9 protein-coding genes are annotated in these 16,993 nt (G+C 65.9%); 4 read left to right on the forward strand and 5 right to left on the reverse strand.

The window, feature by feature from the left end; genetic code table 11:
- Positions 1–31: 31 nt before the first annotated feature.
- Entirely contained in the window at positions 32–2,437 is a 2,406-nt protein-coding gene (locus ACZ1I2_RS09925; protein ID WP_465174240.1) for a TonB-dependent receptor, read from the reverse strand.
- A 306-nt stretch (positions 2,438–2,743) separates the two neighbouring features.
- Between ACZ1I2_RS09925 and ACZ1I2_RS09930 the strand changes: the two genes are divergently transcribed.
- The 4 genes from ACZ1I2_RS09930 (at position 2,744) to ACZ1I2_RS09945 (ending at position 7,783) form a co-directional block, all read left to right on the forward strand.
- Positions 2,744–3,439 (forward strand): GntR family transcriptional regulator, encoded by a 696-nt coding sequence (locus ACZ1I2_RS09930; RefSeq protein WP_465174239.1) that lies wholly within the window; start codon positions 2,744–2,746, stop codon positions 3,437–3,439.
- A 2-nt stretch (positions 3,440–3,441) separates the two neighbouring features.
- Positions 3,442–4,488, forward strand: coding sequence for a serine hydrolase domain-containing protein (locus ACZ1I2_RS09935; RefSeq protein WP_465174238.1), 1,047 nt, complete (start codon positions 3,442–3,444; stop codon positions 4,486–4,488).
- Positions 4,489–4,553: 65 nt separating this feature from the next.
- Positions 4,554–6,206 carry a carboxylesterase/lipase family protein gene (locus tag ACZ1I2_RS09940; protein WP_465174237.1) on the forward strand — a complete coding sequence of 551 codons (1,653 nt, stop codon included), beginning with the start codon at positions 4,554–4,556 and terminating at the stop codon, positions 6,204–6,206.
- Positions 6,203–7,783: an AMP-binding protein gene (locus ACZ1I2_RS09945; RefSeq protein WP_465174236.1), complete on the forward strand. Its 1,581-nt coding sequence runs from the start codon at positions 6,203–6,205 to the stop codon at positions 7,781–7,783. Before ACZ1I2_RS09940 ends, ACZ1I2_RS09945 begins: the two co-directional genes overlap by 4 nt.
- Before the next feature lie 95 nt (positions 7,784–7,878).
- Here ACZ1I2_RS09945 and ACZ1I2_RS09950 read toward each other — a convergent pair whose 3' ends face one another.
- Genes ACZ1I2_RS09950 through bcsA form a run of 4 tightly spaced genes read right to left on the reverse strand, consistent with a single transcriptional unit; the run spans position 7,879 to position 16,991 of the window.
- Positions 7,879–8,859, reverse strand: coding sequence for a glycosyl hydrolase family 8 (locus ACZ1I2_RS09950; RefSeq protein WP_465174235.1), 981 nt, complete (start codon positions 8,857–8,859; stop codon positions 7,879–7,881).
- Positions 8,860–8,881: 22 nt separating this feature from the next.
- Positions 8,882–9,295 carry a cellulose biosynthesis protein BcsD gene (gene bcsD / locus ACZ1I2_RS09955; protein WP_465169852.1) on the reverse strand — a complete coding sequence of 138 codons (414 nt, stop codon included), beginning with the start codon at positions 9,293–9,295 and terminating at the stop codon, positions 8,882–8,884.
- Between the two features lie 35 nt (positions 9,296–9,330).
- The gene (locus ACZ1I2_RS09960) at positions 9,331–12,675 is read right to left on the reverse strand and encodes a cellulose biosynthesis protein BcsC (protein WP_465174234.1); all 3,345 of its coding nucleotides are present in this window, start codon (positions 12,673–12,675) and stop codon (positions 9,331–9,333) included.
- Positions 12,672–16,991: a UDP-forming cellulose synthase catalytic subunit gene (gene bcsA, locus ACZ1I2_RS09965; protein ID WP_465181658.1), complete on the reverse strand. Its 4,320-nt coding sequence runs from the start codon at positions 16,989–16,991 to the stop codon at positions 12,672–12,674. The genes ACZ1I2_RS09960 and bcsA overlap by 4 nt, the downstream gene beginning before the upstream one ends.
- Between the last annotated feature and the right edge of the window lie 2 nt (positions 16,992–16,993).

Genomic DNA, 16,993 nt, shown 5'->3' on the forward strand with positions numbered 1-16,993 from the left:
TGGCAAGCGGCACGGATCTTTTGGTGCCGGATTACCAGCGGTACGACAGGTTGATTCCGATGGTCCGCGGCTTGTTGTAGCGGACCGAGAGCGGGTAGCCCGCCTGGGTGAATTTGAGCACCTCGATCTGGCGATCGGTGAGGTTGCGCACGAAGACCGCGATCTGGGCCTTGCCGATGTTGAGGCCCGCGCGCGTGCCGAAAATATCGAAATCGGACATCGGAATGAGCGGCGTGGCCGCGGTGATGGTGTCCTGGCTGCCGCCGCGCTGGCCGGCATAGCTCAGGTTCACGAAGCCGACGACATTCCTGAAGATCGGCCGCCGGTAATCGAGCGACGCCGACATCGTCCAGTCGGGGATCTGCGCGACCGCCGAACCCTGCACCGGAAGACCAGTGACGCCCGCCGGCACCTTGGCGAAAGAGGCGCTCTGGGTGGCGGCGTTAAGGCCGACCGAGAACAGGCCGCCGGCCAGCGGGAAGCGCCCGTCCATCGCGGCTTCGAGGCCGCGGGCATGGATGGTGCCGCCGTTGATATTGAAAATCTGTCCCGCGGTGAGGCACGCATTGGTCAGCGTGCAGCCGTCGTTGATGCTGGTGATCGCATCGCTGGTACGCGACAGATAGGCCGACAGGCGGAAGAAGATTTTCGGGATGATGCTGGTCTTGATGCCCGCTTCGTATCCGATCGTGTTCTCGTTGCCATAAGTGAAGACGAATGGGTTCGGCGCATTGGCGTTGAAGGTGCCGTTGTTGACGCCGCCGGCGCGATAGCCGGTTCCGACCTTGGCATAGAGCAACGTCGAGGCCACGCCGGGCACCTTGTAGCTCGCGGTCAGGGTGAAGACCGGCTGGTTGGAGCTGAACGCATAAGTGGTCGGCAGCTTGGTATAGGTGGTCGTGTACAGCGCGGTGATGCCCTGGGTCGCCGTCTTGTAGTCATGCGAGAACCGGCCCTCGCCGACGAGCATCACGTCGCCGATCTCATATTGCAGCGAGGCATAGCCGGCGAGCGAGTAGATGCGCTGCTTGGTGCGGCTGTCCGTCCCGAAGATCAGCGGGAAGGTCGCCGGGCAGTTCAGCGATGTCGGCAGCGGCTTGACGCAGACTGGCGCAGTGGGCGTGCCGGTACAGAAGCTGCCGGCCAGCGTGAACGCGCAGGGCGAGGAGCCGATCACCAGCGCATAATCGTCATTCTGATAGAGCCCCTCGGCACCCGCGATCCAGGTCAGGCGCCCGCCGGCGGCGGTGCCCTGCAGATGAAGGTCCTGGTAGAGCGTGCGATCCTTCACATCGGTCCGAACCTGGCCGAAGGGATAGATACCGATCTCGCCCTTGGTCCGCAGGCTGATCGCCGTCGCAAGGTCGATCGCGGCCGCATATTGCTGACTGGAATACCATTTGGTGGCCATGCTGGTCGATTCGAGCGTGATGCCGCCGCCAAGGTCGTAGCTGACCATGAGCATCGCCCGCTGGACCTTTTGCTGCAGCCCGTCTTCGCCCGTGTGGGGCAAGGTGAAGCGCGACTGGGTGAAGCCCAGCGGGATCGCGGGGTTCACGCCGCCGCCCGGTACCACCAGGCTGTTCACGAAGCTGGGCAGCTTCAGGTCCTGCGCATCGACCAGCAGGGTCGCGTCGATCGGGCCGCTGCGGAAGCGGATCTGCCCGCGCGCCGTCCACCCTCTGGTGCTGTCATAATATTTGTCGTGATTGGGGTCGTAGTAGAAGCCCTTGTCCTGCGTATAGCCTTCGGCGCCGATGCGAATGGCGACCTGGTCGCTCACGGCTTCGTTGACGACCACGGCAAGCCGGTTCTGGTTTTGCCCGAAGGTGAAACCGTCCCGGATATAGCCGCTGTCCTGGAATTTGGGCTTGGCGAGCACGATGTTGACCACGCCGAATTCGGAGTTGCGCCCGTACAGCGCGCCCTGCGGCCCTTCGAGCACCTCCACCCGCTCCAGATCGAAATAATCGAGCGTCTTGAAGTTGCGGCCGCCCAGCGTGCTGCTGCCGGCATAGGCGCCGTTGACGAACAGGCCGACGCCCGAATCCGCACCCGTGGCGCGTGCCGTCCCCGATCCACGCACTGAAATCTCGGCGAGATTCTCGCTCGCGACATCGTTGAAGCGGACCCCCGGGACCGTGCTCAGCAGATCGCCCGAACCGGCGACCGGCCCCTTGGAGTCGAGCTGGTCGGCGGTCACCGCCGAAATCGTGCCCGGCACGTTACGGATGCTCTCCTCGCGCCGGCGCGCGGTGACGACGACATCGCCATCCGATCTGGGAGCGACACTTTCGCTGGCCTGGTCAGCGGGGGCGGCGGTGACACCCGGCGCGCCTACAGGGGAATCCTGTGACGTGCCGGCCGACGTCTGGGCAAGCGCCGGCGTGGCGACGACGAGCGCAAGGGTTGCGGTCGTGGCAAGAAAAGCTCGCATGCATCCTCCCATTGGCGCTCGTTCATTGCGGCGCTGTGGTTCAATCATCCGTACATCGCACATCCATGTCAACAGATTGTACGACAATCTTAGATCAATGGTTCGACAAAACATCTTGCGGCTGAGCGGTGGCCGCAATAGGAATGATGGTGCAAGATCGGCGAGCATCCCGACCGATGCGGCGATCTTGGGAGAGGTACGGCGTTGACCAGCAAGGAAAAACCATCAGCCTTAAGCCCGGGCGGCGACGCGGCGATCGAGAGTCGGCCAGATGCCTCACCGCAGCCGGCGCCGACTGCGGACGATGTGGCAACCGCGCTGCGCCTGAAAATCCAGAGGAGCGAGCTTGCCCCTGGCGAGTGGCTTCGCGAGGCCCGGCTGTGCAGCGAATTCGGCGTTGGGCGGTCGATCGTGCGCCGCGCGCTGAGAGCGCTTGGCGACGACGGCCTGGTCGAATTGGAGGAAAATCGCGGTGCCCGTATTTCCGCGACCACGGTCGAGGAAGTGTTCGATCTCTACGAGCTGCGTGCCGCGCTTTACGGTCTGGCGGCTCGCTTCGCCTGCCGGCGGGCCTCGGACGCGACGATTCGGCGGATGCTGGTCAAGATCGATCAGATGCTGAGCGACGCGGCGAGCGGCGCGCCGGCTGATCAGATCATCGAACTGAGCGAGTCGATCTTCAGCGAGATGGCGGAATCGGCGAGCCTGGACGCCCAGAAGATGATCGAAGCGGTCCGCCGCAAGACGCGGTTCCATTTCTCCTATGTCGCGCTCGCCATCACGGCGAACACGCCCGGCCCCTATGGCCATTGGCGCCGCGTTCGCGCGGCGCTCGTCACGCGCGACGCGGACGGGGCTAGCCAGGCCGCGCGCGACATTCTGTATTTCATGCAAGGCGAAGTCGCGCGGATCATGCTGGCGCGCGGTTCCAGCGTTCGGGAGGACGCGCCGTCTGCGCCTGCCAAGCCAGTCAAACGCCGCGCCGCCGCCAACCGGAGATAGACATGATCCTGCGTTCGTCCATCAAGGCAATGCTTGTCGCGGCGGCGCTGGCCACCACGGCCGCAGCGCCCGCCGCGCCGCCGGTTCCGGCCGGGCAGGCCGAAAAGACGTCCTCGCCGGCAATGACGAACCTGCTGGACTATCTGCGCAACCAGAACAGCACGGGGTTCCTGATCGTCCAGGACGGGAAGGTCCTGGTCGAAAAGACCTGGCCGGCCCCGACCGGTGACCCCTTGTTCGCCAGCTTCGTCTATGAGCGGAACAAGCAGGGCGAACTGCTCGAGGATGTCGCCTCGCAACAGAAGAGCTTCGTTTCCGTCCTCGTCGCGGTGGCGATCGACAAGGGGCTGATCGACGTGGAAAAGCCGGTCTCGGCCTATATCGGCACGGGCTGGTCCAAGGCTTCGGCGGAGCAGGAGGCCCAAATCCGCGTCATCGACGTGCTGACGATGAGCTCGGGCCTCAACGACAAGTTCGGCTATCAGGCGCCGCCGGGAACGACCTTCTATTACAACACCCCGGTCTATGCGATCACCAAGCGCATCGTGACCGCGGCGGCGAAACAGTCGCTGGAGGTCATCACCCATGATTGGCTGACCGCGCCCTTGGGCATGAACGATACGGCGTGGCGCAAGCGGCCGCTCGCATTGGCCTCGGTCGGCAACGATACCGGCCTGGTGACGTCGCCGCGCGATACGGCGCGGTTCGGGCTGATGATCCTGAACGGCGGCGTCGCGAAGGACGGCAAGCGCCTCGTTTCGGAAGAGAGTTTCAAGGCGATGTTCACGCCATCTTCGACCAACCCCGCTTATGGCCGGCTGTGGTGGCTGAACAGCGGCGCCTACAGCATGCGTGCGCTGGGCGGTCGCAAGGAGGGCCCACTGGTCCCCGCCGCGCCGACTGACATGGTGGCCGCGCTCGGGGCGTTCGAGCGTCGCCTCTATGTCGTCCCGAGCATGAAGCTCGTCGTGGTGCGCATGGGCGCGGCCGCGGGCGACAAGGATTTCGACCAGCAACTCTGGCTGCGGCTGACGAAAGTGATCGGCTGACCAGCCGGTTGCCGCAAGCGGATCGCTGCGCGTCCGCCATCGATAACGAAAAAGGGAGGGTATAAATGGCGATTGCGCATCGCATCGCGGCGCTGAGCGCGGCAATGCTCTGCGGGGTTCTGTCCCCGGACTCCGGCGCGGCACCGATCGTGCGCGCACCCGCGGGCGCGGTTCGCGGAACCGAGGCTGACGGGCAGCGGGTGTTCAGGGGCGTGCCCTATGCGATGCCGCCCGTCGGGGAACGGCGCTGGAAGCCGCCCGAGCCCTTTCCCGCCTGGCCCGGCGTGCGCGACGCGACCAGCTTCGGCGCCGCCTGCCAGCAACCACCGGCGCCCGCGGGCAGCATCTATGCCGAAACCTATCCGGCGATGAGCGAGGATTGCCTGACGCTCAACATCTGGGCGCCGAGCGGGGCGAAGAACGCGCCGGTGTTCCTGTGGATTCACGGCGGCAACCTGATCCGCGGATCGTCCCGGCAGGCGATGTTCGATGGCGCCGGTTTCGCGAAACGCGGCATCATCATGGTGTCGATCAACTATCGCCTCGGTGTGTTCGGCTATCTCGCGCATCCCGAATTGAGCGCCGAATCGCCGGACGGAGCGTCGGGCAATTATGGCCTGCTCGACCAGATCGCCGCGCTGCGCTGGGTGAACCGCAACATCGCCGCGTTCGGCGGTAATGCCGGCAACGTGACGATCGCCGGGGAGTCCGCGGGCGGGCTAGCCATTCTGCATCTGCTTGCATCGCCGCTGGCGCGGGGGCTGTTTGCCAAGGCCGTGGTCCAGAGCGCGTCGCTCATGAACATCCCCGAGCTGAAACAAGGGCGCTTCGGGGTGCCATCGGCCGAGGCCCTGGGCGAGCATTTCGCCGCAGCCGCTGGGGCGAAGAGCATCGCCAACCTGCGTGCGATCGATTCCGCCGAGCTTGCCGAGCTGGCGCGGAAAGCTGGCTTCGCCTCGACGGCGGTGGTCGATGGGCATTCGCTGACCCGCCAGTTGATCGAGACGTTCGAGCGCGGCGAGCAGGCGCATGTGCCGTTGATGACCGGTTTCACCGCCGGCGAGATCGGGACGATGCGCGCGATATTGCCGGGCCTGCCCGACCCTGCACACTATGATGCCGCGCAGTATGAGGCCGCCATCCGCCGCAATTATGGCGACCTGGCAGAGACCTTCCTGCTTCATTATCCGGCGAAGAACGTCGCGGCGACGATGGTGGCCGCGGCGCGCGACGGGTTTTTCGGATGGACGTCGCAGCGCCTGGTGCGCGATCAGGCGGCGATCGGCATGCCCGCCTATCTCTATTATTTCGACCATGGCTATCCCGCGGCCGACGATGCCGGCATTCGCGCCTTCCACGCATCCGAAGTGCCCTATATGTTCGGCACGATCGATCGTGTCACGCCGCTATGGCCGGCGATTCCCGACACGGCCGCCGAGCGCGCCCTGTCCGATGCGATGGTCGATTACTGGGCGTCCTTCGCGCGATCCGGCGCCCCGGCCGCGCGCAACCAGCCCGCCTGGCCATCCCATGGTGAACGATCCGCCTATATGATTTTTGCCGGCACGCCGCAGGTCGCGACGGATCTCATGGCCGGCCAGTTCCGGCTGCACGACCAGGTCGTGTGCCGCCGACGGGCGGCGGGAAACATCCCCTGGAACTGGAATGTCGGCGTGGCGGCACCGGTTCTGCCGGCCGCATCGGAGAGGTGCAGATGATCGATGGTGCGATGCAGGATTTCCCGCTGACGCTGGACCGGATCCTCGACCATGCGGCGAAGTGGCACCCCGATGCCGAGGTGGCGACCGCTCGCGAGGACGGCACGATCGAGCGGATCGGCTATGCCGGGCTGAAGGCGCGCGCGCTGAAGGTCTCGCGCGTCCTTGGCGATCTCGGCGTTGAAGTCGGCCAGCGGGTGGCGACGCTCGCGTGGAACAGCCAGGCGCATGTCGAGGTGTGGTACGCGATCATGGGCATGGGTGCGGTCTGCCACACGCTCAACCCACGGCTGACAGCCGCCCAGCTGTCCGCGATGCTCGTACAGTCCGAGGCGCGGATAGTGATCGCGAGCGCCGACCTGCTGGGGCTCGCGCTCCAGGTGGCGGAAGGCGCGCCGGGAATCGAGCGCGTGCTGATCATCGATGGCGATGCGGCGCCGACCGACAACGATATCGTGGCTGCGCTCGCTCCCCTGATCGAGCTGGCGGACGAGACGGTGCGCTGGGGTGATTTCGACGAAACCGCGCCGAGCGGCCTGTGCTTCACGTCGGGATCGACCGGCGCGCCCAAGGGCGTCACCTACACGCATCGCTCCAGCTTTCTGCACACGCTGCGCCTGTTGCAGGCGGACGTGCTCGGCATCAGCAGGGCGGAGACGGTGCTGCCGGTGGTGCCGATGTTCCATGCCAATGCATGGGGCCTGCCGTTCGCCGTGCCGGCAGCGGGCGCGAAACTCGTGCTGCCCGGCCGCCGGACCGATGGCGCCAGCCTGGCCCGACTGATCGAGGCCGAGGGCGTTACCGTCGCCGTGGGCGTGCCGACCGTATGGCTGGGGCTTTGCGAGCATCTCGGCGCGACCGGTGCCCGGTTGCCGTCCCTCCGGCGCATCATCGTCGGCGGCGCGCCGATGCCGCCCGCGCTGATGACCCGGATCGAGGAGCAGCTTGGCGTGGTGGTCCAGACGAGCTGGGGCATGACCGAGCTGTCCCCGGTCGGCACCTTCGCGGTGCTCAGCGACCCGGAACGCAGCGCGGCGATTTCGGGCCGGCCGGCGCTCGGCGTCGATCTCATGCTCGCCGACCAGAATGGCGATCCGCTGCGGCAGCAACGCGATCAGGAAGGCCGGCTCCATGTTCGCGGCGCCGCCGTGATCCAGCGCTATTTCGGGCAGAGCCAGCCGGCGACCGATGCCGGGGGGTGGTTCGATACCGGCGATCTGGCGAAGATCGACCGGAAGGGCAATCTGATGATCACCGGCCGCGCCAAGGATCTCATCAAGTCCGGCGGGGAATGGATCAACCCGGCGGAAATCGAAGCGGTCATCGGTGCGCTGCCGCAAGTCTCGCTGGCTGCCGTGATCGGTCGCAACGATCTCAAATGGGGCGAGCGCCCGATCCTGCTGGTCGAGCTGCGCGGGGATCAGGAAATTTCCGACCAGGAACTGCTGGCGACGCTGCGCGGCCGGGTGGCGTCCTGGTGGATACCCGATGCCGTGGTGCGAATCCCCGCCATGCCGCTGGCCGCCACCGGCAAGGTCGACAAGATCCAGCTCCGCCTGGCCCATGGCGCCGGCTGACCGGGGGGAGATAGCGCCCGCTTACGGGTTCACTCGGGCGGAGCGTGAACTGGAAAGTGCGGGGCGCACGCTGCCGCCAACGCAGCGATAGCGCCTTAGCCCAGAAGCGGAACGAGGCATTGGAGCGCCGCAGCGTAATAGTCGGTCGCAAGCGGTCTCGGTGCGACTTTGCCCAGAGCCCGGTCGACTACCGCCATGCCGCCGGGCGAGAGCGGATAGGGTGCCGTACTACCCGTCGTCACGTCGATCCAGGCGGGGATCGGTGTGCCCTTTGCCAGGAGCCCGCGCCACCAATCAATGGTGGGCTTGACCAGGGCGCCGCGGCCGCTGGTTGCGGCGAAAAGCGGGACGCGGATGGCGTCGAACCCGAAACGCGGCGGTTTGTCGGCCGCCGGCGAGATCGTGCCGTCATTGCCCACGTCGATCCAGTCGGCGGGAAGCCGGTTCGGGCCGAATTGCGCCGCGCGCAGCAACGCTTCCCCATCGGCAATCACCGGCCGCCAGACGCGTCCATCGCGCCGCGCGCAATCGTCCAAGGCCGACCAGATATAATAGCAAGGATTGAGCGTCGTACGGGTGCCGCTGGCGAACCCTTCCAGCCCCGGCAGCAGCAGATGCCGGTTTCCCCGGACGACCACCAGCTTCTGCAGGATCGCCGCGCGGATCGCGGCTGCCCGATCCTTGTAGCGCGCATCGTGCCAAAGGTCGCCCGCCCGTGCCAGCGCCCAGGCGATCATCAAGTCGCCGTCGGTGGCGTTGTTGCGATCGGCCACCGGTGTCGCTGCGCCAGGATCGTAGCGCCAGGCGTACAGCGCCAGATCGGGCCGCGCGAGATGGGCCTCGGTCCATTGCCAGACCTGGTCGAAGCCCGCCCGGTCGCCGGCCGTCACCGCCAGCATCATCGCGTAGCTCTGGCCCTCGCTATGGCTGATGCCGCCATTGCCGGTGTCGATGACGCGACCGTCCACTGCGACGAAGGCTGCCTTGAAGCCCTCCCAGCCCGGCATCACAGACGCGGGCTGGGTTTGGGCGGGCGAGCAGCCGCTGATTCCGAAGCTTGCAATCGTACCGACCATGGAAAGACAAAAATAGCGGCGATCAACGCCCATGCTTCAACCTTATTTCGGCGTCGTTCCAGCGGATGGTCCGCGTGCGCAGCGTGGGACCGCCGCCCATTTGCCGCATCCAGCCGCTATAGATGCCTTCCAGCACGGGACGAAGCACGTCTTCCAGCCGACCGCCGACCAGCATCCCGAGCGCCGTGGGCAAGCCGGAATGCGTGATCAGGATTCCGTCCTCATCAAGCGCGAAACGCGTCGAGCCGCAGCCATGCCGGCTCCAGAAATCGTTCACGCGGACAGTGAGCGCGGTCAGGTCGTCCACCCCTGTCAGCGGCGCGAGCGTGGCGATACGGACACCGGCGGCGCGAAGAAGGGCGTTACGCTGCGCGTCGCTCGCAGTTGCGCGTATTTCGGCCACCATGCCGGCGAGCAACAGCGCGCCGGCAGCCATTGCATCACCATCGGGTCCCGATCCGGGCGTGACCATCAACGCTCGCTTCCCAGCGTCTGTCGAATGCCGATCGATGACCGGTATTCATCATAAGTTCCGAAAGTATTCACGCCAAAAGAACCACCTATCTGAGTCGAAGGCGTTACCCGGTAATAGAGAGAGCCGTCCGCGGCAAAGGCAAATCCGGTTTTGCTCAGGCTGTCATAATATGAGCGAACATCGGTATTCTGTGCCTTGAGCGCGTCGAGCGTCGTCTGAGCCGCCGGATCGGTCGGATAGATCGACACGCGGTCCTGTTCGAAGCTCTGATAACCCGGCGTCACGCCGAGACGGCCCTCGATCCGAGGCGAATCATAGCTGTAGCGGATCGGCAGGCCCACGCTCAGGAAGCTTTGCGGGCTGAAATAGCCGCCATGCCCATAAGTGAAATAATTCTGGTTGTTGCGGAAGCTTTGCCAGTTGACGTTGAGGCCGCCGGTCAATTGCGACTGACCGCCCCGGATGATGGGAAGATAGCCGCCGACATTGGCCTGCAAACCGCGATTGTCGGCGACATTGAGTCCCTCGTAGCGATAAGCCGACAGATCACCATACAGTCCCGTGCCGGCCCGGTCCCAGGAAAGCGCAAGTCCGCCGCCGGTCCGCATCACTTCGCCCCAGCGCTGTCCGGTGACGGGATCGCGAGCGCCCGCATACGCGACGACGCTCTCGGTGACCGGCTCACGGCGGACCCAGCCGCGAGCGCTCGTATTTTGCGAGAGGCGCGGCTTGGCGGTAAGGCCGAAGGTAGCGCGCGTCGTCTCGAATCCGATCGGCGTCGTACCGATTTCGGCCTGGATCCAGGGGCTGTCATAGGAAGCGGCGACCGCGACGCCTGAGGCGTGCTGAGTGTCCGCCTGAATCAGCTTGGACGGCAGTTTCGCAACGATTCCCTCCGCCTCCGGAGTCGCATTGCGGCCAAAACGGGCCAGCGCCGATCCGCTCGGACGGCCCGCATCGATGACCTTGGCGGTCGCGCTGACCCCGATGCGGCCGCCGAGCAGATCCGTCGAGGCTTCCGCGGTGCCGGACAGTTCGCGCAACTCGCTGAGGCCGGTTTCTCCGGAGCGCTGACGATAGCCCGTGGTCACGTCGGCACGGGGGCCCGTATTGGTGGACAGCGCGGCGATGTCGGCCTGGAGCTTGGCCATGACCGGGTCTGCGGGCACGGTGCCCGAGATGGGGCGATAGACCGGAGGATAGGCCGGGCCCGCCCCGGGTATCGGCGTCACCTCCGCAGCCGTCCCGCGATCGGGCGCACCATAGCCTGGTGCGACCCTGAACGGCACGGGATCAGATCCCGACGGCACATAGGGGGCCGGCTCGGCGGCGGCGACGCGGCCGCCGCTCAGCGCGAAAGGATTTGCCACGACAGGGGCGGGCGGCGCGGATGCTTGTCGGAAGGGGTTGGAGTCGGCCATTCCCGCCGCGAAGGGATTGGTGCGATCGAGCATGCCGGCACTCTGGTTACGGGCGGCATAGCTGGCCTCGGCGTGGCGCATATATTTGATGGCGGCGCTGCGGTCGCCCCGCGCCTGCTCCATCTGCCCGGCCGCCAGATAGACCTCGTAGTCGCCCGGATAATATTGCAGCGCTCGGCCGATCGTTGCGACCGCAAGGCCGTGATCGCCATTCGCCCCCGCGGTCCCGATCAGTCCGATCAGCGCGCCCTTGTCACGTGGCCGGCCGGCGAGCACCATCCGGAAGGTCTGCGCTGCCTGCGACGGCATGTTGCCGGATTGATAGAGCCGCGCCAGCGCTGCGAGCACATCGATATTGCCCGGGGCGGCGCCCCAAGTCTGCTGCAGCAGATCGAAGGCTGAGGCATATTGCCCGGCCAGGCGCAACCGGTCCGCTTGAGCAGCGGCGCGGATGCCTTCCAGCCGCGCGACCGCGACAGCGCCGTCGGGCGTGCCCTGAGCGGAGAGGCGCGCGCGTTCGATTGCCGTCGCGGTTGCGTCGTCCTGGCCGGTCCGGGCCAGGATCCGGACAACCGGCTCGAAGCTGTCGGGCGACGATGGGCCAGCGGCCAGCGCCTGTTGCGCGACCTGTATCGCGGTAGCCGAATCGCCCAGATCGTCGAGCGCGCCACCGATCATCGCCAGCGACCCGGCGCTGAGCCCCGGCGTCGCGGCAAGTTGACGCAGGCCGGACGTGGCCGACAGGGCCTGGCCCTGGGCAGCGAGCGCCCGTGCGCGCTTGATCGCCGCTTCGACCTTGAGCTGCGCCGCGAAGCGTTGCATCGCTGGAGTCAGGCGGCTGGGGGGAATCTGATCCAGTAATTGCTGCGCCGCCGCATTGCGGTCGAGCTGCCCGTCCAGTAGCGCCGCGGCGTAGAGCGCGTCAGGCGTTCCGATCGACTGGAGCGACCGGATCAGCGATTCGGCCTCCGGCGCGCGACCCCGGCCGATCAGGTGGCGCGCATATTCCAGCCGGATCCAGGGGTCGGACTGGTCGGCCAGCAGGCCGCGCTGGAATTGCTGTTCCGCCTCCTGAAAATTGCCCTGCGCCGCGGCTTGCAACGCTGCATTGCGGATGACGCGGCTGGCGAGCTGAGCTTCGCCGCCGCCATCGGCCCCGACCTGGCGTGCAAGGTCGGCGGCGTCGGCATAGCGTCCCTGCCGCTCATAGATGTCGGCGAGCAGGGCCAGTGCCGGGCGGCGGTCCTTCACCGCCTCCCGGGACAGCGCCTCGGCATCCGCCTGCGCGCCAGACAGGTCGCCGGCATCAAATTTGGCGCGCGCTGTCGCCAGCCGGCTGAAGAAGCGCGCCGACGCCAGGGCCTCGGCCCATTTGCCTGCGTTGCCACGCACGGATGCTCGTTCCAGTAACTCGACCGCATCGCTGAATCGCGATTGGCGCAGCCGGACGATGCCGAGCCCGCCCGATGAATCGGCGTCGGAACGGTTGCGGCCAAGGGCGGCCTCGAAATTGCGACCTGCGGCCGCCAGGTCGCCACTGTCGAGCGCGCGAAATCCCGCGGCGCGCGCGTCGCCGCCACGATCGATGGGCGTGGTGACCGCCTTCGGTGCGGACGGGCCCGGTCGGATGGCAGGCGCGGGACGGGGCGCCTGTGGCGCTGCCTTGACCTGTACCTCAGCCTTGATCGGTGCCGCCGCGTTTGGTGCTGGAGAAGACGCGGAGACTCCGCGCCGCGCTTCCGCATTGGACGGGTCGAGCGCCAGCGCGCGCCGATAGGCCTGCCTGGCCAGGTCTGCGCGCCCGTGCGCTTGCCAGTAGCGGCCCTGCTCGAGCAACGCCGGGACTCCTGGCGCCTGGGCCAGCGCCGGGGTGGCGACGGTGGTCAGGAGCAGCGTCGCAATAGTGCTGATTCGCATCATGCCGCTTCTCCCTTCAATCGCCGGCGTTGTTGCCGCGCGAAAAACAGATAGAGCGGTCCGCCCAACAGCAGCGCGGCAACGATGCCCCCAAGCGCCATCAGCAGAGGCCGCTGGCTGAACCACCAGGCGACCCGCATCCAGCCGGGCAGTGAGCCGGCCCAATAGCTGGGCCCGACGGCAAAGCTCCGCATCCCGTCGCCGCTCGTGACCGCCAGGTCGCCCTGCACCTGGGCATTGATCCGTCGGTCGGTGAGACCCTGGACAAGCAACGGCAGCTCCCGCGGGTCATTTCCGATCACGGCGACCACCGTGCGGGCGGAGTCGTAGGGCGATCGGAAGCTGACCAGCCCGCTAAAGGCGTCGGTCGCCTGTAGAAACGTGTCGGCGCCATCCGGATCGGCGATGCTCGAAGAGAGCAGCCCAAAGATCCGGTTCAGCGGCCCTCGCTCCATCACGCGGAGGCGTGTGCCGTCGGCGCGGACTGGAGCGTTCGCAAAAAGCGCCGGGGCCGACCGCGTGACTTCGAAGCCGCCGATCACCAGCACATCCCGCCCGGCCATCGTGGCATCGCTCACGGATTGCGTTACCATCACGGCGGTGGGGGGGGTGCCGGTCGAATCGCCGAACCGCCCCATCAGCAGCAGATAGGTCTCGACCACGCTCGGCGAGGGCGCTCCGCCCATCAGCACCGTCGTTTCCGCCAGATTGGGGCTTACGGTGAACGGATACCCTGCATTGGCGAATGTCGCGAGATTGGGCATGACCTGGGCGTGATAGGCGTGCGTCAGATCGATGCTGCTGTCCGGATCGATTGCGACGCGGACATTGTCAGGGATCGTCCCCTCGCACCGCTTCTTGTTCGCGATGATCAAATTATAGTCGAACGTCAGGTCATTCTGGCCGAACAGATTGTAGCTGGGAAGTTCGACCGTGGCTTTGGCAATACGCGTTCCCGCCCCTTCGGTCTGGCCAAACAGCGGTAGCCACCAGTTGTCGCTGGTCAGCGGCAGGGTCCGCAGGAAAAGATCATTGAGCGAGACGTCAAGCCGCGACGCACGCTGATCGAGCCAGACAGCGGTCGGATAGCGGTAGTGCAGCTCGAGCTGAGCGCCGCCCCGCGGCCAGAAGAAGAGATCGGGTGGTGCGCGGAAGCCGGTGATCAATGGCCCGGGCGGCAAGCCCTGTCCCTGCAACCGGGCGGGAGCGATCAGTTCGCCAAGCTGCACCGGACGATCGGTCCTCAGCCAGCGCCGAGCCGCGTAGCGGGCATAGGTCGGAATGCGCACGCCATCGAATGTCGCGAGAGTGCCACCCGTCGCACCGCGCCCGATGGCCAATGCCGCCGCCGCCAGCTTCAGTTCGCGATCGTCGCGGCCCATGATCAGCAGCAGATTGCCATAGGAATCCGACGGATTGCGCATGATGAATGCCGATGGGCCGCCAATCGTCGGCACGAAATTGCCGATCCGCATGCCGGGCCGCACGAAGACGATCGCGTTGCCCCGCGGCAGAGCCCCGTAGACGGGCTTGAAGGCAAAGCCGCGATAGCTGGCAAGGCTGCCGAACCAACCTGCGATGCTGGCCGCCGCTTCCAATTCTCCGTTGCGCGGCGCAGAGGCGAACACGAATGGCAGGGTGAGCGGAAGATTGTCGCCCCGGTCGAAAAACGGCGACGGCAGCCGCGCCAGATCGGGCGCCAGCGGCAATGTCTGGATCGTCAGGTCGAGTCCGGACCGCACATTGCTGATATTCGCCCATAAGGAGCTATGGAACGAATCCTCGCAATCGCGGGCATAATGGCCGACGAGCCGCAGGTTGAGTTGATTGTCGCCCGGAAGGAACAGCGCCGGGTTGATCGGGATCGCGATACGCTGACCAGCCGCGCCATCGGGAGTCAGGGCGACGGTACGCACGGCTTCGCCGTTGACGATCACCACTAATTGGCTGAGATCGGCGAGCAATGCGGGCGACCACGCCATCGTCAGAGTCAGGGTGGCACCCGTCACGACCTCGTTGGCGCGCATGCCGAAGGGAATGCTGATCTCGCCGCGCGTGCCGGCAAGCCGGATGGCGGATCGCACCTGCAGGTCCCGAAAAGTCAATTGCTGTCTGCGTATGCCGGCCGCAGGCGCGGCAGTTGCTGTGGTGCTCCTTGCCGGGTTTTGCGCGGGCTGTGCCCGGATTCCCGCCGGGTACGCCATGACCAGCATGGCCGCGCTAACGGTAGCGGTTGCGATGGCACCGGGCACCCGCAGCCGCCTTTCCTTACGCCGTTCCGCCCGATTCAGCCTCAGCAGCCGCTTGAGCGTGACCAGATCGACCTTCACGACGTCGCGCAGCGACCGCAGGACGGAAACCGACGGACGTGGCTCGGCGCTCTCCCACGCGTCTGCCCGACCCATGATCGAGCGGACAAGCTGGCGTCGTTGGAGCATGTCGAGTTCCTTGAATCGCATCTTGGCGGTGCTGCCGGTTGTTCGCAGCAAATCGACCGGCAACGTCAGCATCTCGTCGCCCAGCGGCAGGGCGATGTGCGTGATGGACCGATCCAGCAACGAAACGTCGGACGGCGCTGTCACAGAGAGGCCGCCCATCGAGACATCGTTGGTTGTGGCGTCCAACACATGCCCATCGGCGAAATAAAGCGTGGCAACAAGCCGCACGGGAATGCGGATATGCTCGCGCGTCTGGCGCGTTTCCCGCCCGACCGAGACCGCGGCGAGCAGGATGACCAGGCTGAAGCTCGCCCATAGTGTGTTCAGCACCAGCGTATCGGCCTGAATGTTGAAATATTGCGGGAAAAACAGTAATTTACAGAATCCGAACGCAATGCCGAAGACGATCAGCGCGATACAGAAGAGATGTGGCCGCACGGTCGATCGGTCGAAATAGGTCTTGTCGAGCAACGCACCCTTGTCGGTCACGTTGAACTTGCCGCCATGCGGGCGAAAGAAGGTCTGGAAGGTCGGCCGCACCAGATGAAAGGCAAGGATGGTTTCATAGATCTCGCCCCAGAAGGGGCGCCGGTCGCCGCCCTGGAGAATGCCGCTCGACACCTGCGAACAATAAAGATGGGCGGCGGCATAAGCGAAGATCAACGACGCCGAGGCGTGCATGATATTCTGCCCCAGGATGAGATAGGCCAGGGGGCTGGTCAGGAAGACGATCCGTGGCAGCGGAAACTGGAAGTGCAGCAACGCGTTCAGATAGCAAAGCCGCTGCTGCCAGCTGAGACCCGGGCCGGTCAACGGGTTGTCGATGCGCATGATTTGAGTCATGCCGCGCGCCCAACGGACCCGTTGGCGGATATGGAGGACGAGCCGCTCGGTCGCGAGGCCCGCCGACAGGCGTAGCCCGAGATAGGCGGTGCCCCAGCCCCGACGCTGGAGCTTGAGCGCAGTATGGGCGTCCTCCGTGACCGTTTCGAACGCAAAGCCACCGATATCTTCGAGCGCCGCGCGTCGAAGGACCGCGTTGGAACCACAGAAAAAGGCGGCGTTCCAAAGGTCGTTGCCCTTCTGCACCGCACCGTAGAACAGATCGCCTTCACCCGGCAGCTCGCGCACCGTGCCGAGGTTCCGCTGGACCGGATCGGGCGAGTAGAAATGGTGCGGTGTCTGCACCAGCGAAAGTTCCGGGTCGCGCTGGAACCAGCCAATCGTCATCTGGAGGAAGGCGCGCGTGGGCACATGGTCACAATCGAAGATGGCGACCAGCGCGCCATCGGTCCGCGCCAGCGCGGCGTTCAGGTTTCCTGCCTTGGCGTGACGGTTGTCGGACCGGGTTATGTAGCCGCAGCCAACGGAATGCGCGAACGCGCGAAACGCGGGGCGTCGTCCGTCGTCGAGCAGATAGACTCGCATCTTGTCGGCCGGATAATCGAGATCGAGCGCCGCGAGCACGGTCGTGCGGACGATGTCGAGACTTTCATTCAAGGTGGGAATGAAGACATCGACGGTTGGCCACGCGTCCGGTTCTCCCCGCAGTTCGACCGCGTCGCGCTCCAGTGGCCAGGCCGTCTGCAGGAACCCCAGCGCCAGGATCACCCAGGCATAGAGTTCCGCGAGATACAGGCCGATGCCGAACACAGCGCTTACCGGACTGTCGAAATCAAGCGTCGCGGTGGTGCGCCAGAACATGTAACGGCTCGATGCGACGACGGTGAGGATGGCGAGCGAGAGCATTGCCCGCTTCGAGCGCGCCCGCCGCAGCAAAAATGTCGCCGCGATGGTGACCAGCGCGAAGATCCATTGGGAATTCAAATCGAGCGGGACGGTCACGACGATCAACGTCATGGCCAGCGCGGCGGCTAGCATCG

The organism is Sphingomonas sp. BL-S-29, assembly GCF_055521495.1.